Source organism: Zhenpiania hominis (assembly GCF_014333425.1).
Lineage (GTDB): Bacteria > Bacillota > Clostridia > Peptostreptococcales > Anaerovoracaceae > Hominibacterium > Hominibacterium hominis.
Map to the genome: position 1 here is coordinate 17968 of NZ_JACRYT010000026.1, position 22423 is coordinate 40390.

Genomic DNA, 22423 nt, shown 5'->3' on the forward strand with positions numbered 1-22423 from the left:
TTGTATCATTCCTTTTTTAATCATACCACAGATCGAGTGGATTTAACATCCTCGGCACCGGAGGACAGGAGATTTTCGAGCGCTGTTTTCACCAGTTCACTATCTACGCAAAGGCTCCCTTTCTTTTTTGAGGAAAATGTTTTATACTTAGGTTAAGAATGACAAAAAGGGGATTTGGATCATGCAGCATGAAATTTTCAGAAGACACGATTTACTGCGGCCCAACGGGACACTCTGGGAGGCGGGATACGCCACAAGTCCGGTGCTTGCTTACGACCGCTCGAAGATCCGGGCGGGAAAGCTTCAGATTAAGGAGTGGGATTCCTATCTGATTCTAAGTCCGGACTTCGCGCTGGAGCTGACCGTCGGAGATAATTCCTACATGGGCTTTGATCGCGTCGCTTTCATGGATTTTAAAAAGACGCGGGCGCACACAAAAAGTTCGGTGCGTTTTTTCCCTATGGGGAGCACAAAGATGCCTTCCTCCACGGAGGGCGGAGATACAGAAAGTTTTCGCAGGAATCATTTTCTCTGTTTTCGTAAGGAGCCGGAGCGCCGATATCTTCGTTTTCGCATGGAACGCTTTTGCAGCGGACAGCCTGTAGAAGGAGAATTGTCTCTGACAGAACCGGAAGGGGACTCCATGGTTCTTGCTGTTCCCTTTGACGAAGCTCCCTTCGGTTTTTACTATAACCAGAAAATCTGCGGAATGCCGGCAGAGGGAGAAGTGACTTTCCAGGATCAGACTTACCGCTTTGAGCCATCCACTTCTTTCGCGATTCTCAACTGGGGACGGGGCGTATGGCCCCGCTGCAGCAGCTGGTACTGGGCAGGAACCTTCGGCGTTCTTGATGAGATTCCCTTTGCCTTTAATATCGGCTATGGATACGGAAACGATGCCGAGGCCACGGAAAATATGCTTTTTTACAACCGGAAGGCTCACAAGCTTTCTCATGTAACCTTTAATATCCCCACTTCAAACGGCCGGGACAATTATATGGAACCCTGGTTTTTCACCAGTGACGATGAGCGTTTTAAAATGATCTTTCATCCGATTCTGGATTGCGGTTCCAAGACCGGATTTGCCTTCCGAAAGTCCAGAAGGCACCAGGTTTTCGGGCATTTTACCGGAAGAGTGACTTTGGACGACGGAACGGTTCTCAATATCAAAAACTTCCTCGGAGTTGCCGAGAAAGTTTTCAATAAATGGTAGGGATTAAATTTCTTTCAGCAGGTTGACCATTTCAATGGCCGAAGCCGCCGCTTCACTGCCCTTGTTGCCGGCTTTTGTTCCCGCCCGCTCGATGGCCTGCTCGATGGAGTCTACGGTCAGCACGCCGAAGATCACCGGAATTTCACTGTCCAATCCGACGGCGGCAATGCCTTTGGACACTTCCGCGCTGACATATTCAAAGTGGGCGGTGGCTCCCCGGATCACCGCTCCCAGACAGATGACCGCGTCATACTTTCCGCTCTTTGCCATTTTCTTCGCGGTCAGGGGAATTTCAAAAGCTCCCGGAACCCACGCCACGCTGACGTCCGCTTCATCCGCTCCATGGCGCCTCAGAGTATCCAGCGCTCCCGACAGCAGCTTGCTTCCGATAAATTCATTGAACCGGCCTACGACAATTCCCACTTTTATCCCTTTGGCGATTAAATTTCCTTCTAATACTTTCATTTTTCTCCTCCTTAATTGTTAACATGAGTGGAGCACATGGCCCATTTTTTCTTTCTTGGTGTGCATATAAAATTTGCTCTCCGGCTTGACTTTGGTTTCAATCGGAACCCGCTCCACCACGTCGATTCCGTAGCTTTCCAGCCCGTGAATTTTGTCCGGATTGTTTGTCATGACCCGCAGCTTTGTAGCTCCCAGGTCTTCCAGGATCTGCGCGCCTACCGTGTAGTCCCGCAGATCCGGCGCGAAGCCCAGAGCCAGATTGGCTTCCACTGTGTCCATGCCCTGATCCTGCAGAGCATAGGCTTTCAGCTTATTGATCAGTCCGATGCCCCGGCCTTCCTGCCTCAGATAAACCAGCACGCCCCGACCTTCTTTGGCAATCATCCGCATGGCCGCGTCGTACTGATCGCCGCAGTCGCATTTGGCGCTTCCCAGAGCGTCTCCGGTCAGACATTCGGAATGAACTCTTGTCAGAACCGGCTCTCCATCCGCCACATCTCCCATTGTCATGGCCACATGGTGCTCCCCGTTGAGCTTATTGATGTAGCCGTAAATCCGGAATTTTCCGTATTTAGTCGGAAAATTGGCTTCCACGACCCGTTCCATGATCTTGTCGTGGCGTTTCCGGTAAGCGATCAGGTCTTTAATGGTAATGAAGGTCAGTCCGTGCTCCCTGGCCAGTTCCATCAGTTCGGTTTTTCGCATCATGGTTCCATCTTCCCGCATGATTTCACAGCACAATCCACATTCCTTCAATCCCGCGAGGCGCATCAGATCCACAGTCGCTTCTGTGTGCCCGTCCCGTTCCAGGACGCCTTTTGCCTTTGCCTCCAGGGGAAACATGTGGCCCGGGCGCCGAAAATCACAGGGCTGCGCGTCGTCGTCCACACATTTCATAGCTGTAAAGGATCGTTCGTGAGCGGAAATTCCGGTCGTCGTATCCACATGGTCGATGGATACGGTAAAGGCAGTGGCGTGGTTGTCTGTATTGTTGGCAACCATCTGGGAAAGCCCCAGCTTCTGGGTCATCTGGCTGCTCATCGGCATACAGATCAGCCCTTTTCCGTAGCAGGCCATAAAGTTTACATTTTTCGGCGTGGCAAATTCCGCCGCGCAGATAAAGTCTCCTTCGTTTTCTCGATCCGGGTCATCGGTGCATACGATAATTTTTCCATCTCTCAAGTCTTCCAGGGCCTGCTCAATCGTCGCGAATTCACTCATTTGTTATTCCTCCTCTGTATTCTGTCTAAAATCCGTTTTCTCTTAAAAATTCCAGGTCAATGCCGCTTCTTTTCTTCTCCGGCTCCTGCGGGAGCATCAGCCGTTCCACATATTTGGCGATGATGTCCGTTTCCAGATTGACCATGTCGCCTGTCCGCCTGGCAAGCAGCGTGGTTTCTTCCCCTGTATGAGGGATAATCGAAACCCGGAACCCGTTTTCCCTTACCTCCGCCACAGTCAGGCTGATTCCGTCGATGGCGATGGAACCCTTTTCCGCAATGTACCGGAACAAGGCGGCGCCGCAGGAAATGGTCACCCAGATGGCGTTGCCCTCTCTCTGCATGTTTTCTACCGTTCCGGTGCCGTCGATGTGGCCGCTGACAATATGGCCTCCAAAGCGTCCGTTCGCTGCCATGGCCCGTTCCAGATTCACCCGGCTGCCTTTTTTCAATGTTCCCAGGCTGCTTCTCCGCAGGGTCTCCGCCATGACATCAGCCCGGAACCAGTTTTTTTGAAATTCAGTAACCGTAAGACAGACGCCGTTCACCGCGATGCTGTCTCCCAGATGGACATCTTCCAGGACTTTATCCGCCTGAATCACCAGGTTACCTCCGTTCTGTTCTTTGAGAACTCCCATCTCTTCTATAATTCCTGTGAACATTCCTCTCTCCTTTCCGGCTTTCCCTGGATCATCAGATCCTCGCCGATTTTCTGTATCTCAAGATGTTCGACCCGGATCGCCTGGCTCATTTTTTCAAAGCCCTTTCCTTCCACCGGGGTTTTGGCTTCTCTGCCGCCTACGATCTTAGGGGCGATAAAGCTTACGATCCGATCCACGATTCCCTGCCGCAGAGCCGCTTCATTCAAGGCGCCTCCCCCTTCCAGGAGAATGCTGTCGATTTCCCTCTCGCCCAGCTTTTTCATTAAATCCGCCAGGTCAATGCCATCTCCCGCTTTTTCCGTTATCAGGACCCGGCTTCCCAATTCTTTACGTTTCCATGGATCGCAGTCTTCGGCAGCCGCGATGATGCAGTTGTCATCCTTCAGCACCTTGGCGTCCAGCGGGATGCGCAGATGAGTATCCGCGATAATCCTCACCGGGTCCCGTCCGCCTTCCAGCCGGCAGGTGAGCCGCGGATCGTCGGCAAGGACGGTTCCGATTCCCACCATAATTCCGGTCAGCCGATTCCGCATTTCCTGTACCGCCCGGCGGGATTCCTCTCCGGTCACCCATTTGGAATCGCCTGTACAGGCGGCGATTTTTCCGTCCAGCGTCATGGCGGTCTTCATTACGACAAACGGCGTTTTCGTTGTGATGTATTTTAAAAAAATCTCGTTGATTCTGCGGCATTCCTCTTCCAGAATCCCGCTTTCCACGTGAATTCCCGCGGCTTTCATCATCCGGACGCCTCTTCCCGCCACCTTGGGATTCGGGTCCAGAATACCGATATGCACTCTCTTGATTCCGTGCCCGATAATCGCCTTAGCACAAGGGGGCGTTCTGCCGTAATGGGAGCACGGCTCCAGCGTCACATACATATCCGCGCCGCGAACATCTTCTCCCCGCCGGGCAGCGTCTTCAAAGGCGTTGATCTCCGCGTGGTTTTCCCCGCATTTTTTATGCCACCCTTCACCGATGACCGCGCCGTCTCTGACGATTACCGCCCCGACTACCGGGTTGGGCGAGGTTCTGCCCCTTCCGCGCTCCGCCAGCTCAAGAGTCCGCTTCATATATTCTTCTGCTGTCATATCTTCTCCCTCCCCGCAAAAAGAAAAACTCCGACACAAACTTCGGAGTTTCAGCTAAAATACCGCTCTGAAATGAAAAACCCTGAGAAAAATTCTCAGGGTAAATTTAACAAATCAAAAAGCTGCTTGACATCTTCTCTCATCCAGACTTTACTGTCGGCACCGGAATCTCACCGGTTCCTGCGCAAACGCGCTCGCGGGCTTTACCGCCGGTATGGAATTTCACCAAACCCCGAAGACCTGTTATTCAGTTCACAATCTATTATACGCTACTTTTGGGGATTGTCAATAGCTTACACTTACGTTTTTGCTGCCAGGGCGCATGTGCGGGATTTTTTTGAGGTTGTTACTGTTCGTCATGCTTTCGCCGACCGCTTTAATGGAGCGCATGTTTATATGATACAGTTATTACCCGTGAGTTTGACGCTTCAATTTTAGCTTCATAAACCAAATGCATTGAAAGAACACTGATTGCGGCGAATTTTTTGTCAAATCTTATGATGATAAAAGCTTGTCATCCCTGTAATATCAAGGAATAACAAGCTTTTTATCTAACTTAAGTGTCAAAAATGAAATTGTCAAAGGGAAAATTTATTTGCATATATTCATAATCTTATTTTCTCTAAAGTCAGCCTCTCTCGATGCACAGTCTTTATCATGATCCGGAATCGTTTTATAAACAGGCGCATCTGCCCAGTTATTCGCATACGGCATCGGTGGATTAAAGAATTTCAATTGTCTGAGGAACTGATCCGTATAACAGGTTCCATATCGTCTCGCATCTCGTACGCGATCGATATCCAGCGTCATTGTTAAGGAAGCAGGGGTTGAGCCCGCTTCATACAGCACCATTCCATCAGGGCCACATACAACTGAATGTCCATACGCATAGCTTCCCAAATATTCTCCTGTCATATTCATGGAGATAAAGTACGCCTGATTTTCAAGTGCCCGTACACGGGGAATTGATTTACAGATTTCATATAGTCCTTCCGGATCGATTGCGGGTTTAATCAGTACTTCCGCTCCCATAAGCGCAAGATTTCTTGATATTTCCGGAAAACACCAGTCATGGCAGTTAAGTACGCCGATTTTAATATCCTTTTCCTTTATATCAAACGTACAATATTCCCTTCCCGGAGTAATAATATCCTCTACAGGATAATACGGACACATCTTCCGGTAGACATCAATCAGTTCCCCCTGCGGATTAAAAATCGGAATCGAGTTATAGCGAAGCGTTTCGCCATTGGATTCTTTTACTTCCAGCATACTGCCCGGTATGAAATAGATTCCATATTGCTTTGCAATCTTTGACAGTTCTTCGGTCACTTTTCCCGGAATCGGATCGCCTCCGATTTCCGTCTCATCACCGGACCAGAAACGGCCAATTGCCATCTCTACGCCCACGATAAGCTCCGGTTTGTTCATCTGGATCATCAGATTGTCTACATCTCTGTGAATCCTCGCCAGACAAGTCTCAAAGTCCATACTTGTTCCTGCGCTTTGAATCATTCCCACATTTAAATATCTGCTCATTCTAACTTCTCCTTTCAGATCCTTTTACATCTCACAGTTACGTTACCTATAATCAAACTTATTTCTGCCATCCCTTTAAAAGAATTTCAGCAAGTTAAGTAAGCAGGATACGGTAATCGCCACACCCATGATATATCCTGCATTTGCCACTATATACATACATGGCGCAGCAGAATCAAACATAAATTTCGCCTCTTCCTCGTTTCTCGCAGAACGTCTTGTAACCTCTGTCGTTACAATCATGACCCCTGGCATCAGGAACATGAGTCCCATCCCTGCAGCCGCTGACAGCCAGAAATCATATCCTAAAAGTTTTCCGCAGATACCGCCTCCCAGGGCAAGTCCCAATGTCGCAAGGACAAGCGTCGCAACGACTGGAAGCAGAGAGGCCAGCAGTGCCTGAGGAGTACAATCATTGATCGACTGCATGATCCAAATAATAAAAACCGATATTACAAATCCATACGAATGAGATCTGTCTAACAGATTCATTCTTAACGCACCTACCGCGCATCCGATCAATCCTAAGAAAAACGCATATATACAATTGCTTACCCCTGTTAGATTTGCCAGCCAGTACGCACCCAGAGACAGAATTGCCAGCTCAAACAACACAAATCCATCTTCTTCCAGCTTTCGTGGAACCCAACATCTTATTTTTCTGCTGGGATTATCTTCTGAACCATACGGAACCCCATCTGCAGTCAGCCGCTCTTCTTTTGGTGCTGATTTTCTTGCTGCAGCTTCCAGCAGATACTGATCCTGCGCTCTTAACCTTCCGGTAAATTTTTTCAGCATAATTGATGCAATCGGCTGTCCATATAAATCTACGGTACACATTATGATGGCAGGAATGCCGATTAACGCCACGACTCCAAGATCTGTAAGTTTCTGAATAGCCAGAATCCCTGCAATCGCTCCGCCGCCGCAGGCAGCTCCCGCTCCTGCCAGCATTTTATCAAATCCAAAGAGCAGTCCTCCTATACCGACAGTGGTAATCAGACCTCCCGCAAGTGCCGCAATCGCAATGATCACGCTTTTAATTTCCTTAATATAGTCGCCCGGAGGTACAGAGGTTCCCAAATGTACAATAAGGAACAGCATTGACAACTCTCCGATATACGCAAATCCGGATTCTTCCGGAAATCTCGTAGGCATCCCGATCCAGGTGAGAATCATATAAAGAATCAGGGCTGCTGCCATAGAAGGGACGAATGCCTTTGTAAAAGAAGAGACCATCTCGCCAACACCCAATATTCCCAGACAAATTGCCGCAGCTAGTACTATATCCATTCTTTTCTCTCCTTTCTTTCACTCTGCTATTTGCACAGCAGTTTTGCAGATTTTCATTGTTTCATAGCACCTGACAGTGCCCTTCCTATTTCCCTCCTTTCTCCTCACATTTCCCGCACTGTCGTTTTGTCTGTGCCTTTATATTCGAAAATCGAATAATACACTGGTTCCATTTCCATCTGATTTAAAACGAATATGGCCCATCAGTTTTTCTTCTACTATTTTCTTAACAAGCGCAAGTCCCGTTTTTTGATGTTCACTGACCATGGAACCTTTTTCTTCCACCGGTTTCATTCCATCACCATCATCCGATACAAGCACCGATGAATACAGAGTTCCGTACATTAATAGAATGTTAATCGTACCGCTTCCGGACGTGACAAAGGCATGTCTTGTGGCATTCGTCACCAACTCATTGATAACCAGCATGATCGGAGTAGCCTTTGTCGAAGCGATTGGAATTTCATCGCCTTCAACAGTAATTGTTATCCCTGGTTCATCCTCTTCGATCTGCATTCGATAAAGATTCACAAACTTTTCTACCAGTTCTTTCAGCTTCACCTCTCCAACGTCCCCTACCAGAACAGATTCATGGATCAGCGCAATACTGTTGATCTTACTGATATCTTCTTTGAGCAGCCGTTTGGTTTCCTCTGTCGTACTTCTTCTTGCCTGCATGTTCAGGATGCTGCTTATCATTTGCAAATTATTCTTGATTCTATGATGCATTTCCCATACAATGACATCGTTATTGGCATCACTGTTATGCAAATCCGGTAGTCCACTGTTCTCATGATTGAGGAACATGGTTGTAAGCTTTTCCGTCGTTTTTCCCATTGTTTCCATTTTTCTTTCCATATTCACATTGCCGGTAATGTCACTTTCCTGGATCATAACCGCAATGATATTGCCCTCTTCATTTTTAATGGGAACTACTCTTTGAAGTACAAACTTATCTTCCTGTGTAAAGGCCTTTTCATCTCGTATTACAACCCCCGTTTTTTTCACAGCAAACACAATCGGCTCATTATGCGGCAGCACATACTGACCGGTTATCTTTGCGTTATACTGAGAATTCGTTTCCGGCCGTTCATGCGCGACTACTACCGCCTTTGTTTCATCTTTGAAAAAGCAGTCTATAAAAATATCCGTATTGAGCATCAATGAAAAATAGTTTAAATTTTTCTCAATGGATTCCAAAATTTTGATGTCACTGTCCGTCAAATCCGTATACTTACGGCATAATTCTCTTAACATGTCTCGCTCTCCAGTTTTTCTAAGTTCACTTTTTCCCCTGATTGCCTTTATCGACTTCAATCTCATCAATAATCCCCACGATTGCTGCGTCAACAGGAAGTGTTTCCCTGCTAAACGCAGCTCTCGCAGTGCTTCCATTTACAACCAGCACCCGCTCTCCTATTCCGGCGCCTACCATATCCGCTGCAACAAAACTATCTTTTCCATTTTTTCCAAATGCATCAGTCTGCTGTACAACCATCAGCTTCATACCGCTTAGCGATTCTTCCTTTTTCGTTGCCCAAACATTTCCAATCACATTGCATATCATCATGAGACTGGCTCCCGCTATACGAATCGAATCGTAATATTGTTTTCTCTCGCTATATCCTTTGCGAGCGGCGTTAGAATGGTTCCCGATTTAAATGTCAGACTGCTGCAGGTACCTGAAACAAGGCGTTGAATTCTGCTTTCTGTAACCACTTTGAATTCCTCTGGCTTTTCCACAGGATCTGGCGGAGCATGATCCTGGTCATACATACCCGTATCGATACAGCAACGGTCACCCGCAGCAAATCCACATGCATTTGCCTCGTCGTAATCCATATGAAGCACATTTTGTGCATGTGCATCTGCTCGAACAATTACATCATGAAACGTTACCGCTCTGGCGGTATTAACGGTGACGCTGACATGCTGTCCATGATGAACTCCATATCGTTTTGCGTCTGACGGATTAATATGAAGGTGTATTTTAGCTATAATCGCTGCATTCTTCGCATCAACAGTATGCGCTCCGTTTCGTATCGCTATATCAGCAGCATCCTTCAAATCTCCAGAAAGCCTTACAGGAGCTTTAATTCCCAAAGTTCTTGCATCTGTTGCAGAAAGTTCCACCTGTGTTTTTTCCCGTACTGGACCGAGAACCGCCACCTGATTAATGGTTCCGCCCGGTCCTTCCAAGGCCACTCGTTCTTTACACACATACTGTCCCGGCTGTGACAGTGCCTTTTGTTTTGTAAGAACATATCCCTTCCCAAATAATTGTTCCACATGCTCCCGGCATAAATGCACATGCCTCCCTGAAGCCTCCACTGGAATTTCCTTCCCAGCATTACAGGTCGTCTGAGCGCACATATCTGGAGCTAAAGGCTCCTTATCTTCTAGTTCATTTACAATTTTTTCAACAATCTGTCTGATGATCTCTTCCTTCATAACTGCCCCCAATTACGTTTCGACAAATACCTGCAATAAAGAATATATATGGCGCTGCTTAATCGATTAAGCGCTCTCAGAATGTCATTTCGCTCTGCTCTATTCTTTGTATAAAATGCCTGTACCCCCGCAATCTCCAGTTCCCTCGATTTTGCGCGCAGTAAGTTAAGTTCTATACAGATTTCACCCATATGAAAATCTGGCGGCACATGTCCGACACCAATATATGTTTTCGGATGATGGGAGACACAGCGCAATTCATCTTCCTTCATTCCAAACAGCAAACATTCTCCTGTCGGTTTGTCCAAAACTTCTGCAGTCAGTATGTTTCTGCAATATCCAAGCAGTTCTTCCAGATTACGCAGCAGTTCATCGTCTCCGTACTTTTCTGCCAGTATCTGCGTCTTGAGGATTTCCGCCTGAAAGGTATCAAGCTTGCCGCGAAAGACAATCCTTGGATGGGTTTTGACTACCATCTCCTTCCCGCTGAGGCTGGTCATATACTCCTTTTTTTCTTCCTTCTTTTCCTCGGTTGATTCCTGATTTACATGAATATGATTGTTTCGGATAAATTCCACAGCTTTTCTGGAAAGAAAGCTGGATGCCGGAATTTTTATTTCCTGTCCCGCGCTCTGCTCAATAAGGGATTTCACATGTTCCACGCTAAGTACCTTCATAGGTCTGCCCTTCCGGTATTATTTTGCAGCAGGGATACTTTGCTTTCCTGCTGTGCAGATTGCGGGCAAAATAGGCTCTACTTCACCATGCGGCCTTGGAATCACATGTACAGAGATCAGTTCTCCGACTCTATCTGCAGCAGCTGCCCCCGCATCTGTTGCTGCTTTTACTGCGCCTACATCACCTCTTACCATTACTGTAACAAGCCCTCCGCCTACATGCTCCTTTCCAATCAATGTTACATTCGCAGCCTTTACCATCGCATCTGCCGCTTCAATTGAACCTACCAGTCCTTTTGTTTCAATCATTCCTAATGCCTGACTATTTTCCATCATGTTTCACCTCATCCTTTCTTTAAAATATTCTGTAAGACTTCTCTTGTGAGTCTTTCTATTTCCAATTGATCCAGACTCGCAGGATCGAATGGAGCCGGATTTGTCTCTGCGCCTGACTCTATACTGTCACTTGTGCGCAGTTCTTCCAGTTCTTTTACACCTTCCGCCACTCTCCGTATATTGATAAGATTCAAAGGTGTCACATTATCTGAAGTAGAACTGCCGCCTGCGGCTCCGCATCCAAGTGTAAATGCGGGAGCTAGATTTGTAGTTGCTCCGACACCGCCAAGGGCTGCCGCAGTATTAACCAGAAGTCTGGATATTGGTTTCTTCAAAGCAAATTCTCTGATAATGTTCCTGTCTTCTGAATGTATGGTCATCGTATGGCCGATCCCTTCATTTTCGAGCAATTTCATGCATTTATCACAGGCACCCTTCCAGTCATATTCTGTATAAAAAGCGAGAATCGGGCAAAGTTTTTCACGTGAGTAGGGATATTCCCGTCCCACTTCCGTTTGTTCTGCAATCAGTATCCGTGTATGCTGTGGCGTTGAAATTCCCGCCAGTTTGCATATCTGTCCGGCACTTTTTCCTACAATTTCAGGGTTCATTGTATGATTGGAACGCATGATTAGTCGGGCTACTTTGTCACATTCCTCTTTTGTCATGAAATATCCGCCTTGCTTTTTCAGTTCATCGATTACCCTTTCACGGATACACTCTTCTACAACGATGGATTGTTCGGACGCACAGATAGTCCCGTTATCAAAAGTCTTGCTGTCTATAATATGTTTTACTGCTTTCTTTATATCTGCCGTTCTTTCAATAAAAGCCGGACCGTTTCCCGGCCCCACTCCAATAGCCGGATTTCCGGAACTGTAGGCAGCTTTCACCATAGCTTCACCACCCGTCGCAAGTATCATGCCGGTATCTTTATGTCTCATCAGCACATTGGTTGCTTCCATCGTAGGCAGTTCTATGCATTGAACAATATGTTCAGGAGCTCCGGCTTTTGTCGCTGCTTCTCTTATTACATTCGCAGTATCCATAATACAGTTCCTGGCATTCGGGTGCGGGGAAATCAAAATCGCATTTCCTGCTTTCAATGAAATCAGTGATTTATACATCGTTGTGGAAGTCGGATTTGTGGATGGTATCAGTCCGATAATAATTCCCACAGGCACACCTATATCGATGATTCGTCTTTCAGCATCTTCACGAATGACACCAATCGTTTTCATATCCTTTATATACTCATACGTCATTCTGCTCCCCAGGAGGTTTTTCATTACCTTATCCTGCCAATTTCCAAATCCCGTCTCATTGCACGCATGCTTTGCCAACCGTTCTGCATTAGCTTCACATGCCTCTGCGACCGAATATACAATGTGATCAATCTGTTCCTGAGTATAATTTTGAAACTGTTTCTGCGCCTGTTTCGCTTTTTTCATGAAATCCCTAGCCTGCTGTATGGACTGCAAATCTCTATCAAATTCCATTTTGTCTCCTTTCTCTCAAAAAATTTTTGGATTATCTGAAATCCTGTTTATTATTTCCGAAAACGCACTGCAGGCTTCCTCACAGTCTTCTCGACTTCCCGTTAACAGTCCTCCGGCAAAATTGGTTTCTGTAGGAGGCCCATAAAAGACTTTCATGTGGACATCTGCGCGTTTTAAAGCTTCATCCAACCCACAGATAGCCTCATTCGGCGGGCCAATCAGGTATGCGATCGGCTGTCCCTTTGGAATTCCCGCAACTTCTGACAAATAACTTCCTGTCTGGGAGATGCAGTGGGCAAAATACGTTACCCGGTTCTCATCATCCGCACTGTAAAAAAAAGCTTCTTGTTCCATGTAGTACACTGCGGTTTTCAGACCGCATTTAATATCTTCCGGACTTTGGCCTGCCAAAATTCCTATAAATTCGCCCGCCAGTTTTGTCGATGCATTTAAAGCTCCTGCATACATAGATTTCGCATATATCACTCTTACATTGGATTCTTTTGTCGCCTCGTCCATTGCTGCATAGGAAACGTCATCCAGATCAGTTGTCAGAATCCCGAGGCTTGGCAAGTGATCCGGAGCGTGCAATGCTCGCAGCAATTCTTTTTCTGCGTTTGGAATCATCTGTATACTCAATACATTCGCTTTAATTTTATCGCCCTTCATCTATTCTTCCTCTATCGTCTCAAGTCTACACCTGTCGCCTGTTCTTCCAATGCCTGGCAGATAATATCAACCGCGTATGCTCCCGCTTCAACAGGCTGAATTCCATTTTCATGTATGTTGGAAATCACGGTACGCTTAGATTCCGGTATACCAACCCTTGCTTTATATGTTATATATGCACTCATACTGTCTGCAGCCGCCAATCCCGGTCTTTCGCCTATCAGAGCACATGTTAGTTCCGCGTTTAAAAGCTCTGAAATCGAATCCATAGTTGGCACTCTCCCATATTTCAGAAAAAATGGAGTGCCGGTTTCGATGCCTCTGTCTTTTAAGCCTTCTATCATTACAGGCAGCAGATCACCTGCATTACTTTCCACTGCCATATTGCTGAGTCCATCGGACACATAGATCTGTACTCTTGGATTTTTCACACATTTATCCGAAAGAGTCTGCACAGCCTCCTCAGACAATTGTCTTCCCAAATCGGGTCTTGTAAGATGTTCTTCTATTGTCCGGCATTTGCTTTGTACTTGAAACAAGCCCAGTTCCTTTAAAACATGTTCGTCTACACTGCAGAGGACCGCATCTTTGGCGCTGGCATGATCGGCTCTCAGTTTCAGAAGTGTCCCGGTTCTAAGGCGGGGACCTGCTTTTCCAACACCGATCCTGGCGGAAGTCTTTTTTTTCATCTGTTCTACCATATCATCATCAAGAAAAGACATGTCCGGGCTTTGTATATGATTTTCCGTACCAGCACGTTCTGCAAGAATCTTTAAAATTTCTGTTGTAATTCGATCAATTAGTTCCGTTTTATTCATATTCTCACCCCAATGTCCGGGAATCTTTAAATATGCTTAAATCCCCTGCCCTCTCTGTCAGTTTTCCATTCTGCATAATACCCATATGCTCCAGCCACGCCTCAAACTCTTTTGATGGCCTCAATCCTAAAATTTCTCTCACTGCAGCCGCGTCATGATACGAATTTGTCTGATAATTGAGCATAATATCATCTGAGGCCGGAACGCCTATTATATAGGTAACTCCTGCCGATGCAAGCAGTAACGTTAAATTTTCAATATCGTTTTGATCCGCATCCATATGATTTGTATAACAGCAATCACAGCCCATAGGGATTCCTGTCAGTTTTCCCATAAAATGATCTTCCAGCCCTGCTCGTATCACCTGTTTGCTGTCATACAGAAATTCCGGTCCTATAAATCCCACCACGGTGTTCACCATAAACGGATTAAACTTTTTCGCAAATCCATAGCATCTTGCCTCCATGGTCACCTGATCACTCCCAAAATTAGCTCCTGATGACAGTTCCGATCCCTGTCCTGTTTCAAAGTACAAAACATTCGGGCCTTTTGCAGTCCCCCTATCCCTTAATAGTTCAACTGCCTCTTCAATCGTATATGTACTGAAGCCAAACGCTTCGTTCCCCTTTTGTGATCCTGCAATGCTCTGGAATATCATATCTGCTGGCGCTCCACGTTTGATGGCTTCGATCTGTGTCGTAATATGGGCGAGTACACATTGCTGTGTCGGGATCTCCCACTTATGCTTTACTTCATCAAACCGTTTCAGAATTTCCGTCGTATTAGACACCGAATCTGTAACAGGATTCAGACCGATAACTGCATCTCCAATCCCATAACTCAATCCTTCATATAGCGATGCCGTAATCCCTTCCAACCCATCTGTCGTGTGATTCGGCTGCAATCTTGTTGACAGCGTCCCTACAGCACCAATTGTGGTATTGCATGTACTTTCCACATGCATTTTATGCGACGCATAAATGAGGTCCAGATTTGACATGAGTTTTGTTACTCCTGCAATTACTTCTGCTGTCAGTCCTCCTCTCAGTTCCTTTATTGTTTCTTCATTTGCTTCATAGCTTAATAGCCATTCCCTTAGCTGCGCAATCGTCCAGTTTTTTATTTTGTTGTAGGTATCTTCACATACACTATCCTGAATGATTCTCGTCACATCATCCGTGTCATAATCCACTGCCGGCGCGTTCCTTAAATCGGAAACGAGAAGTTCTGACAGAACTTCTTTTGCCGCTACTCTTTCGCTGTCATTCTCTGCAGCAAGTCCTGCCATTTCATCTCCTGACTTCTTTTCATTCGCTTTTGCCATTACTTCTTTAATTGATTCAAAATGATAGGTTCTGTTTCCTATTCGTGCTTTATACTCCATACTCCCCACCTTTACCCAAACACCAATGTTTTTACAACGATTGGCAGTGTTGTTCCATTCATGATCGGCTTTCCTATATCCACATAATCTCCCTCATGAACCTTTACACGATCCATACAAAGGATCTCTCTTTTTCTTCGTAGATAACGCTTTATCGTCTGCCCCAGGGATTTCGCCATATCGCTGTATGTTAAGACTATCAGCGGACAGTTTTCCTCTTTTATTTGATCCGCACACCTTGCCAGGCATCTGGCAAGATTACAAAGCTCCCTATAAGATACTTTTCCGCTGCCTTTCAGGAATAACAACATTTTTTCACTCCCAATCTGGCGGGAAAACCAGGCCCTTTCTTCCTCCAGCAATCTAGATGCCCCTCTGCAGGCCGCATGTTCCGCATCGATACTCACAATCAGGACAGGAAGATTTTTCAACGGGAAAAGATTCTCGCTATAAAGAATTGTACTGCCACTGACCTCCGTTAAGTGAATCCCTGCCCCCACTACGGTTGCTCTTATAGTTTCTCTCGGCTCAATCCATTTATAATCTGTCATCAGACGGCTTTCTCTTATGGAACGCGCCAGAATCACTCCTAAGTCATGAAACTTGTAAGCATCTTTTGCAGGATGATAGATACAATCTGCTACGCCCCCTGAAAAAGAAATCACATCAACCCTGCCTATTGATTCCGGAAGCCTTGCTCCTGAAGTTAAAATCTGTTCTGTCAGCTTACGTCCATCTCTCTCCAGTACCTGTACCAGGGTTTCTGCCATAAGATCCGTCACTTCTTTAAGAGTCTCATAAGAAACCTTCGTCTGATTTATAAGGAAGTCCATATTAAACCACTTCCGGATCAAAGATTTCCATCTTGGGCTCACATAGGTCAGGCGCTTGTCCTTGTCATAGCAGATCAGTCTCCCACCAATATCCAAGCATGTTTTATCTACAAGCTCCCCGCATCGGAAAACAGACAAGTTCGTCGTTCCTCCTCCAATATCAAAATTGGCAACGGTACAGTTTTCTTGTTCTGAGTATGTTTCTGCTCCCGCACCTCTTCCGGATATGATGGACTCAAGATCAGGTCCTGCCGTGGTCACAACAAAATTTCCGGCAAAGGAACTCAGTTTATCGCTGATTTCCTTTGCATTTTCTTTAAGTAAGGACTCTCCTGTAATGATCACTGCCCCTGACTCTACATCTTCTGCTTTAATTCCCGCGTTTTCATATTCCCTTTTTATAATCTCCGCGATCTTGTCCCCATCCAGATGATTCTCATCAATAGAAGGTGTCAGATACACTTTACTTTTATATAAAATGTGTTTTTCTGTGATGCTGATATCCGGAATCGCTGTAAATCCTGAACGGTTCCCAAAAGTAAGTCTGCTGACCACCATGCTTGTTGTCGTTGTTCCAATATCAATCCCCACACTGATAATCGAATTCATTTCTGTCTCCTACCAAAAAAAGCTTCTGACAACCAAACGGTTATTAGAAGCTTCTTTGCTTTATAATTGAACATCGTTGTACAATTTACTATTTATTTTTAATGCTGTCACTCATGATAATGATTTCTGCAACCTTATCCATCGAGAGGCGTTTATTCATACTCACCTTGCGCATATACGCATAGGCACTTTTTTCGTCCATATTTTGCTTGTTCATGATGATACCTTTTGCCCGTTCAATGGTCTTGCGCTGTTTCAATTCCCTTTCTTTTTTCTGAATCTCCTTTTGCGCATCAAGCAGCTCATTATACCTCTTCCAGGCAATTTCGATCGTAGGCGCCAGCGAATTCTCAGGGACTGGCTTTACTATATACCCCATAACTCCAAAGTCGCCAGCTTTTTTAACAAAGTTTTCATCGCTGTATGCCGTCAGCATAACTACGCAAATCTTTGCGCCTTCCTCATAAAGTATTTTCGCTGCGCTAAGTCCGTCAAGCATTGGCATTTTAATGTCTAACAGGACAATATCCGGATTCAGCTTATGACATAGTTCGATCGCATCAAATCCGTCATCTGCCTCTCCCGCAACTTCATACCCTGCTCCTTCCAGAGACTCCTTTAGATCCAGCCTCGTTATGGTGTCATCATCCGCAAGAACAATTCTCTTTTTCATACTCGCCCTATTTTCCGTCAAAAAAGGCTTAGATACAACATCTAAGCCTCATCGCATCATTTTTTGTACTCCTTTGTACAATGTCATTCTACTATATCCTTACATCGTTGTCAATCAATTTACACCTATTTTTCAAATTTTTCTGATTTTCTAAATTCCCAAAGTAAATTCCAGATCCCCGGAGCTCCGAAGTTAGATGAGTGCAAAACAACCCGTCAATCGTTGAAATGATCAGAATTTTTTGTCTCATCATTGCATTTTATATATGGCTTTATATAATAGAACGATACAGAGAGGAGTGCTCTGACAGACCAATACGAAGATCCCATCGCTCATCTCAAACAGCGAGCGAAAGATTCGACTGCTATAAAAAAGCTGCACGCGAAAAGGAAATTCAACCCATGGCAATCGATATGGAAGCCCGTCTGAAAATTGAAACCAGGCATATTCGCAATGTCAGATATCTCATGCCGAAATTACTCTACAAAAATCTCAAACTAGATTGCTTCTGGATCAAAACGGGATTCCCGTTGCCTATAATCTCTTTCCAGGGAATGAACCGGAGAAAGTCCATATGCGCCCCGTCCTCAGCCAGGTAAAGACGCACTTTAAGAATTGCCGTATCCTTCATGTTACGAACAGGGGTCTCAACACTTCCGATAATATTTACTGGCTGAACGGGAATCACCGCAGCGAAAGCAACCAATCCAAAGGAAGCGTATCCTATATAAAGAACCTTGCCTTTGACAAGACACACAGGCGAAATCATTGAAGGCAGAAGTCTGCAGTTGAACATAGATGAAATGCCGTTTTGCTTTGAAACTTGAGATTATATGCTTCTTTTTGAAATTGTCAATGGAAATTTTTAAAGAAGCACTGTCATATAAAGAAGCAGAAACACGATTCCCTCTTCTTCTTTCCGATCTCTGGTATGCAAAACATAGGGAAAATGGAGGATAGTGTGTAATTCTTTCCGGATTTGGCTTCAATCGGGATATATGATCGATACTCCGCGTTTGCAAAAGCTTCCACTATATAACTTTTTCCAACACGACGCGCTCCGTCGATCAATAACGCAGTCCTCCCCGCACTATCCTGTTTCCAGCGTTTCAAGTCATTGTAAATCTTCCTTTTCATACCTTCTCATCTCCCGTAACACGAAATCAAGATTTTTTGTCAAAATAAATCGATAAATCAACAAGAAGCCCGGTCCTGCGGTAAATCGCAAGGCCGGGCTTCTCTGTGGTTCTATTGTTAATGTTAAAAGAATGCCTGTTTTATACATAGATCTGTCCGGCAGAGCGGCAATATTCGTCAAACTCTTTCCGCAGGCTTTCTCTAAATTTCGGGTGGGCAATCTGGATCAACGCTTCTGCCCGTTGTTTGATGGATTTTCCAAACAGCGCCGCGATTCCGTATTCGGTAACGACGTAGTGAACATCTTGTCTGGTTGTTGTCACCGGCGTCCCCGGCTTGAGCATAGCGGATATCCGTGAAACCTCTCCACCCTTTGCGGTAGACGGCAGAGCGATAATCGGTTTTCCGTTTTTGGCCTGTTCGGCGCCCCGGAGGAAATCCAGCTGCCCGCCTACGCCGCTGAAGGTTTTACTGCCAATGGAATCGGCCACCACCTGCCCCATAAGATCCACTTCCAGGGCGGAATTGATCGCCACCATATTGTCATTTTGAGCGATCACCGCCACATCATTGGTGTAATCCACCGGCATCAGCTGAATCATGTTGTTATGATCCACAAATTCATACAGCTCTTTTGTTCCCTGTACAAATGTGGAAATAATCTTACCTCGGTTAATGGACTTGCGCCGTCCGTTGACAATCCCAGCTTTTACAAGGGGCACCAGATTATCAGAGAAAACTTCCGTATGGATACCAAGATCCTTTTTATCCTCCAGGAATTTCAAAATAGCGTTGGGAATGGTTCCCTGGCCCATCTGGAGCGTCGCCCCGTCTTCAATCAGGGTGGAGATATTGTATCCGATTTTTTCCGCTACTGGGTCATCGCTGCGGATCAGCGGAATTTCATAGATATCTTCACTGTGCTCCACAAAAAAGTCGATATCAGAAACATGCACCAGTGTGTCGCCGCACAAATGGGGCATCTTATCATTTACCTGGGCGATGGCCACTCTTGATTTTTCAATAGCAACCCTCGTCTGATCGCAGGAAGTTCCCATATTCACATACCCGCTTTCATTGGGCGGCGTCACTTGCACCAGCGCGATGTCACAGGGAAGATGTCCCTCGCGGATCGCTCTGGGCTGCGCGTAAAAATGAATCGGCAGAAATTCGCCTCTGCCCTCCTGAATACAAGTCCGATTGTTCTTCCCGCAGAAAAAGCTGACATTGACAAAAGAGTCTTTATATTCCGGAGCCGCGTATGGAGCGTCGCCAATATTCAGCCCCTGCACGATCTTAACGTCCCTCAGTTCGTCTTTCCGCTCCATCAGCTTGTTAATCAGGTGCTGCGGTTCCGCGGCCGCGTGAGCGGGAACGATGGCATCTCCCGATTGAATATGACTCAGCGCTTCCTCAGCGCTTACAAGTCTTTCCTGATATATTTTTTTCCAGTCCATTTTTCTCTGTCCTTTCTCTGTCCTTTAACGCATAGCCAGTGTCACCAGTCCGGTTGTGGAAACTTCGCCGTGATTATAAACCACTGCCGAGCAAGTGACGACTGCCTTTTCCTTGTTTTCCTTTTCAATGGAAGCTTCGATTGTAATGGTATCCCCCGGGTTGATCTTTTTCTTAAAGGAAACCTTATCGATCCCGATGAAAAGCGGCACCTTTCCTTTATAAGCAGGCATTGACAGCAGCAGTACGTCCGCTGTCTGAGCCATGGACTCCACGGTCAGCACTCCCGGCATTACCGGTTCTCCCGGAAAATGCCCCCGGAAAAAATCTAACTCCGGATCCAGATACAGGGTTGTTTTGATACGCTCTCCCTCTACCATTTCCAGCACTTCATCAATTAAAAGCATCGGTTCCCTGTGGGGAATAACCGTTTTAATCTGCTCTTTATTCATTTTCATTTCTATCACCCATCCTTTTTATGACTAATTTCCCAGGCAAGTACCGCCGCCCCCACAGCGCCGACTGCCTGGCTGCAGGGGGCTACTTCGATCTCTGTTTCCATTTCGTCTGACAATGTACGCACCATATCCTGATTAAGCGCGACGCCTCCCGTCATGAGGACTTTTGGTTCAAATCCAACTCGCCCAACCATCCCCACTACCCTTTTGGCAATCGCCCTGTGGGCGCCTCTCGCGACATCCTCCCTTTTTTCCCCTTCCGAAAGGCGGGAAATCACTTCACTTTCCGCGAAGACCGTACACATACTGCTGATAGGCACTTCCTTGGTGGACTGCTGGGCCAGATCGGAAAGCTCGTCAATCCCGCAGCCCAGCACCCTGGCCATAACCTCCAGAAAGCGTCCGGTTCCGGCCGCGCACTTTTCATTCATGACAAAATTTACAACCTGTCCGCCCGGTCCGATTTTAATAACTTTCGCGTCCTGCCCTCCGATATCGATAATCGTCCGTACGTCCTCTGCCAGAAAGACCGCTCCTTTGGCATGGCAGGTAATTTCCGTGATCTGCTTATCCGCTGAGTGGAAATGAATTCTTCCATAACCGGTAGCCACAACATATTTCAGATCCTCTCTTTCAATTCCCGCCTGCCGGAGGGCGTCTTCGAATACCTGATCACAGGCATTTGACCCTGTTCCCAGATTGAGAACGGAAACTGCCGCAATCGTCTTCTGCTCATCAATAACAACGGCCTTTGATGAGGATGATCCTATGTCAATTCCTAAATACATGCCTTCTCTCCTCTCTACAGCCTGCGAGTCAAATAAGCATTTCCGCAAAGCTCTGTACTCTGGTACGAATCTGTTCAAAGGAATCCAGCTGCTGATCGATTTCCAGATAAAGATGAGGAATTCCCGCTGCTTCCAGCTCTTTCTTATAAATCGGATAATCGAATTCTTCCGGATCGCAGAACTTCATCATGAATACAACAACCGCGTCCGCGTTTCTTTCCCTTACCAGATCGATAAGCATCTGTCCTCTTGTCTTTTCCGCTTCATACAGGAAGGTGTCCCCCTTCTGATCCGCAATGCGCCCGGCCATCCTTTCCCAAAAGTCTCCGACTTCCCGGCCTTTCGTACGGAACTGTCTTGATTCCTGAGCGAGATCATCTCCTACTATCGCAATCTGATTTTCCTCAAAGATATCCAGCAGCGAATCCGGTTCGGCAATCAGCCCTGTCGCAATGACCCGTTTCCCAGAAAAGGGCTGCTTTTCTTCCTGCTTGAGTCCCTCCAGGATAGTCCGGATATCTTCCAGATATTCCTTTTTATCCAGGAACCATCCGGCTTTCAGAATCAGATGCCTGGTCTTTGCTCCGATGATCTGCGGATAGTCAGCGGCAGCCTCGGAAAAGCGGCGCATCGTCTCCCGATAATCCTCGTACAAGTTCCAGGCTTCCTCCAGCTTGTCATCCGAGATTTCATGTCCCGCTAATGTTTCTACTTCAACCTTTACACGTCGGAATTCTTCCGTCAGATAAGTGAAGCCGGCGTCGGTATTCCGATTTTGGGGATAGACGATGGGGATAATCGGAATATGGGGTACCGCCACCTTCCAGTTTTCGCAGATACATTTCAGCGTATCGCAGAAGGTCGGGAGCACAACACCCTTCAGCATGTTATAGGTTCCTTTCATTCCGTATTCGATATTGGAACGCATAATGGAGCAACAGAAACTCTGAAGGTATTTATCCGCTCTCTTCAGTTCTGTAGGGCCGCCCCACATTCCCACCGGGAGCATCCCTGCCGCGTAAATAATTTCCTCCGGCGTGTAAATGGGAAAACATCCGACTGCCGCCTTACCTGTTTTTCCAATGGAGTCCGCGACGGTTTTATCCGGATAAAGCGCCGCGGTTTCCAGTTTTTTTATTACGTCTCTATAATTCAT

At 46.2% G+C, this 22423-nt stretch carries 22 protein-coding genes and 1 riboswitch; of the genes, 1 reads left to right on the forward strand and 21 read right to left on the reverse strand.

Translation table 11 applies throughout. The features are described 5' to 3' along the window. Window positions 1-181 precede the first annotated feature (181 nt). Window positions 182-1213, forward strand: a complete 1032-nt coding sequence (locus H9L42_RS14995) for a DUF2804 domain-containing protein (RefSeq protein ID WP_187304225.1) — start codon at window positions 182-184, stop codon at window positions 1211-1213. A 3-nt stretch (window positions 1214-1216) separates the two neighbouring features. Here the strand turns inward: H9L42_RS14995 and ribH are convergent, their stop codons facing one another. The 21 genes from ribH to H9L42_RS15100 form a co-directional block, all read right to left on the reverse strand. Further along, window positions 1217-1678 carry a 6,7-dimethyl-8-ribityllumazine synthase gene (ribH, locus tag H9L42_RS15000; protein ID WP_187304226.1) on the reverse strand — a complete coding sequence of 154 codons (462 nt, stop codon included), beginning with the start codon at window positions 1676-1678 and terminating at the stop codon, window positions 1217-1219. An 18-nt stretch (window positions 1679-1696) separates the two neighbouring features. Beyond that, on the reverse strand, window positions 1697-2899 hold the full coding sequence (locus H9L42_RS15005; protein WP_187304227.1) for a bifunctional 3,4-dihydroxy-2-butanone-4-phosphate synthase/GTP cyclohydrolase II: 1203 nt from the start codon (window positions 2897-2899) through the stop codon (window positions 1697-1699). Window positions 2900-2924: 25 nt separating this feature from the next. After that, a complete protein-coding gene (locus H9L42_RS15010) occupies window positions 2925-3560 on the reverse strand; it encodes a riboflavin synthase (protein WP_187304228.1) in 636 nt (211 codons plus the stop codon). After that, window positions 3542-4648, reverse strand: coding sequence for a bifunctional diaminohydroxyphosphoribosylaminopyrimidine deaminase/5-amino-6-(5-phosphoribosylamino)uracil reductase RibD (ribD, locus tag H9L42_RS15015; RefSeq protein ID WP_187304229.1), 1107 nt, complete (start codon window positions 4646-4648; stop codon window positions 3542-3544). The genes H9L42_RS15010 and ribD overlap by 19 nt, the downstream gene beginning before the upstream one ends. A gap of 127 nt (window positions 4649-4775) precedes the next feature. Then, a riboswitch (FMN riboswitch) is annotated at window positions 4776-4892 on the reverse strand. Window positions 4893-5239: 347 nt separating this feature from the next. Then, the gene (locus H9L42_RS15020) at window positions 5240-6187 is read right to left on the reverse strand and encodes a carbon-nitrogen hydrolase family protein (RefSeq protein WP_187304230.1); all 948 of its coding nucleotides are present in this window, start codon (window positions 6185-6187) and stop codon (window positions 5240-5242) included. 75 nt (window positions 6188-6262) lie between these two features. Continuing rightward, window positions 6263-7480, reverse strand: coding sequence for a hypothetical protein (locus H9L42_RS15025; RefSeq protein ID WP_187304231.1), 1218 nt, complete (start codon window positions 7478-7480; stop codon window positions 6263-6265). A gap of 138 nt (window positions 7481-7618) precedes the next feature. Beyond that, a complete protein-coding gene (locus H9L42_RS15030) occupies window positions 7619-8737 on the reverse strand; it encodes a sensor histidine kinase (protein ID WP_187304232.1) in 1119 nt (372 codons plus the stop codon). A gap of 25 nt (window positions 8738-8762) precedes the next feature. Further along, window positions 8763-9050, reverse strand: coding sequence for a EutN/CcmL family microcompartment protein (locus tag H9L42_RS15035; RefSeq protein WP_187304233.1), 288 nt, complete (start codon window positions 9048-9050; stop codon window positions 8763-8765). Between the two features lie 14 nt (window positions 9051-9064). After that, window positions 9065-9931, reverse strand: coding sequence for a phosphate propanoyltransferase (gene pduL / locus H9L42_RS15040; RefSeq protein WP_243235820.1), 867 nt, complete (start codon window positions 9929-9931; stop codon window positions 9065-9067). After that, entirely contained in the window at window positions 9928-10608 is a 681-nt protein-coding gene (locus H9L42_RS15045) for a hypothetical protein (protein WP_187304234.1), read from the reverse strand. The genes pduL and H9L42_RS15045 overlap by 4 nt, the downstream gene beginning before the upstream one ends. 18 nt (window positions 10609-10626) lie before the next feature. Continuing rightward, window positions 10627-10941 carry an ethanolamine utilization microcompartment protein EutM gene (gene eutM, locus H9L42_RS15050; protein WP_187304254.1) on the reverse strand — a complete coding sequence of 105 codons (315 nt, stop codon included), beginning with the start codon at window positions 10939-10941 and terminating at the stop codon, window positions 10627-10629. Window positions 10942-10952: 11 nt separating this feature from the next. Continuing rightward, entirely contained in the window at window positions 10953-12443 is a 1491-nt protein-coding gene (locus H9L42_RS15055; protein WP_187304235.1) for an acetaldehyde dehydrogenase (acetylating), read from the reverse strand. A gap of 15 nt (window positions 12444-12458) precedes the next feature. After that, entirely contained in the window at window positions 12459-13112 is a 654-nt protein-coding gene (eutL, locus tag H9L42_RS15060; protein WP_187304236.1) for an ethanolamine utilization microcompartment protein EutL, read from the reverse strand. Window positions 13113-13123: 11 nt separating this feature from the next. Then, window positions 13124-13930 (reverse strand): ethanolamine ammonia-lyase subunit EutC, encoded by an 807-nt coding sequence (gene eutC, locus H9L42_RS15065; RefSeq protein ID WP_187304237.1) that lies wholly within the window; start codon window positions 13928-13930, stop codon window positions 13124-13126. Window positions 13931-13934: 4 nt separating this feature from the next. Then, the gene (locus H9L42_RS15070; RefSeq protein ID WP_187304238.1) at window positions 13935-15314 is read right to left on the reverse strand and encodes an ethanolamine ammonia-lyase subunit EutB; all 1380 of its coding nucleotides are present in this window, start codon (window positions 15312-15314) and stop codon (window positions 13935-13937) included. Between the two features lie 11 nt (window positions 15315-15325). Further along, window positions 15326-16756, reverse strand: coding sequence for an ethanolamine ammonia-lyase reactivating factor EutA (locus tag H9L42_RS15075; RefSeq protein ID WP_187304239.1), 1431 nt, complete (start codon window positions 16754-16756; stop codon window positions 15326-15328). Window positions 16757-16844: 88 nt separating this feature from the next. Beyond that, the gene (locus H9L42_RS15080) at window positions 16845-17429 is read right to left on the reverse strand and encodes an ANTAR domain-containing response regulator (protein ID WP_187304240.1); all 585 of its coding nucleotides are present in this window, start codon (window positions 17427-17429) and stop codon (window positions 16845-16847) included. A 1277-nt stretch (window positions 17430-18706) separates the two neighbouring features. Further along, window positions 18707-20023, reverse strand: coding sequence for an acetyl-CoA hydrolase/transferase family protein (locus tag H9L42_RS15085; RefSeq protein ID WP_187304241.1), 1317 nt, complete (start codon window positions 20021-20023; stop codon window positions 18707-18709). 24 nt (window positions 20024-20047) lie between these two features. Further along, window positions 20048-20479 carry a 3-hydroxyacyl-ACP dehydratase FabZ gene (fabZ, locus tag H9L42_RS15090; RefSeq protein WP_187304242.1) on the reverse strand — a complete coding sequence of 144 codons (432 nt, stop codon included), beginning with the start codon at window positions 20477-20479 and terminating at the stop codon, window positions 20048-20050. A gap of 5 nt (window positions 20480-20484) precedes the next feature. Further along, window positions 20485-21267: an acyl-CoA dehydratase activase gene (locus H9L42_RS15095; RefSeq protein ID WP_187304243.1), complete on the reverse strand. Its 783-nt coding sequence runs from the start codon at window positions 21265-21267 to the stop codon at window positions 20485-20487. A gap of 28 nt (window positions 21268-21295) precedes the next feature. Further along, window positions 21296-22423, reverse strand: a complete 1128-nt coding sequence (locus tag H9L42_RS15100) for a 2-hydroxyacyl-CoA dehydratase subunit D (protein ID WP_187304244.1) — start codon at window positions 22421-22423, stop codon at window positions 21296-21298.

What these genes read in the sequence shown, in the direction of transcription:
- H9L42_RS14995 (WP_187304225.1), top strand. Translation starts at nt 182, where the DNA reads ATGCAGCATGAAATTTTCAGAAGACACGATTTACTGCGGCCCAACGGG.
- ribH (WP_187304226.1), bottom strand. Translation starts at nt 1,678, where the DNA reads ATGAAAGTATTAGAAGGAAATTTAATCGCCAAAGGGATAAAAGTGGGA.
- H9L42_RS15005 (WP_187304227.1), bottom strand. Translation starts at nt 2,899, where the DNA reads ATGAGTGAATTCGCGACGATTGAGCAGGCCCTGGAAGACTTGAGAGAT.
- H9L42_RS15010 (WP_187304228.1), bottom strand. Translation starts at nt 3,560, where the DNA reads ATGTTCACAGGAATTATAGAAGAGATGGGAGTTCTCAAAGAACAGAAC.
- ribD (WP_187304229.1), bottom strand. Translation starts at nt 4,648, where the DNA reads ATGACAGCAGAAGAATATATGAAGCGGACTCTTGAGCTGGCGGAGCGC.
- H9L42_RS15020 (WP_187304230.1), bottom strand. Translation starts at nt 6,187, where the DNA reads ATGAGCAGATATTTAAATGTGGGAATGATTCAAAGCGCAGGAACAAGT.
- H9L42_RS15025 (WP_187304231.1), bottom strand. Translation starts at nt 7,480, where the DNA reads ATGGATATAGTACTAGCTGCGGCAATTTGTCTGGGAATATTGGGTGTT.
- H9L42_RS15030 (WP_187304232.1), bottom strand. Translation starts at nt 8,737, where the DNA reads ATGTTAAGAGAATTATGCCGTAAGTATACGGATTTGACGGACAGTGAC.
- H9L42_RS15035 (WP_187304233.1), bottom strand. Translation starts at nt 9,050, where the DNA reads ATGATGATATGCAATGTGATTGGAAATGTTTGGGCAACGAAAAAGGAA.
- pduL (WP_243235820.1), bottom strand. Translation starts at nt 9,931, where the DNA reads ATGAAGGAAGAGATCATCAGACAGATTGTTGAAAAAATTGTAAATGAA.
- H9L42_RS15045 (WP_187304234.1), bottom strand. Translation starts at nt 10,608, where the DNA reads ATGAAGGTACTTAGCGTGGAACATGTGAAATCCCTTATTGAGCAGAGC.
- eutM (WP_187304254.1), bottom strand. Translation starts at nt 10,941, where the DNA reads ATGGAAAATAGTCAGGCATTAGGAATGATTGAAACAAAAGGACTGGTA.
- H9L42_RS15055 (WP_187304235.1), bottom strand. Translation starts at nt 12,443, where the DNA reads ATGGAATTTGATAGAGATTTGCAGTCCATACAGCAGGCTAGGGATTTC.
- eutL (WP_187304236.1), bottom strand. Translation starts at nt 13,112, where the DNA reads ATGAAGGGCGATAAAATTAAAGCGAATGTATTGAGTATACAGATGATT.
- eutC (WP_187304237.1), bottom strand. Translation starts at nt 13,930, where the DNA reads ATGAATAAAACGGAACTAATTGATCGAATTACAACAGAAATTTTAAAG.
- H9L42_RS15070 (WP_187304238.1), bottom strand. Translation starts at nt 15,314, where the DNA reads ATGGAGTATAAAGCACGAATAGGAAACAGAACCTATCATTTTGAATCA.
- H9L42_RS15075 (WP_187304239.1), bottom strand. Translation starts at nt 16,756, where the DNA reads ATGAATTCGATTATCAGTGTGGGGATTGATATTGGAACAACGACAACA.
- H9L42_RS15080 (WP_187304240.1), bottom strand. Translation starts at nt 17,429, where the DNA reads ATGAAAAAGAGAATTGTTCTTGCGGATGATGACACCATAACGAGGCTG.
- H9L42_RS15085 (WP_187304241.1), bottom strand. Translation starts at nt 20,023, where the DNA reads ATGGACTGGAAAAAAATATATCAGGAAAGACTTGTAAGCGCTGAGGAA.
- fabZ (WP_187304242.1), bottom strand. Translation starts at nt 20,479, where the DNA reads ATGAAAATGAATAAAGAGCAGATTAAAACGGTTATTCCCCACAGGGAA.
- H9L42_RS15095 (WP_187304243.1), bottom strand. Translation starts at nt 21,267, where the DNA reads ATGTATTTAGGAATTGACATAGGATCATCCTCATCAAAGGCCGTTGTT.
- H9L42_RS15100 (WP_187304244.1), bottom strand. Translation starts at nt 22,423, where the DNA reads ATGAATTATAGAGACGTAATAAAAAAACTGGAAACCGCGGCGCTTTAT.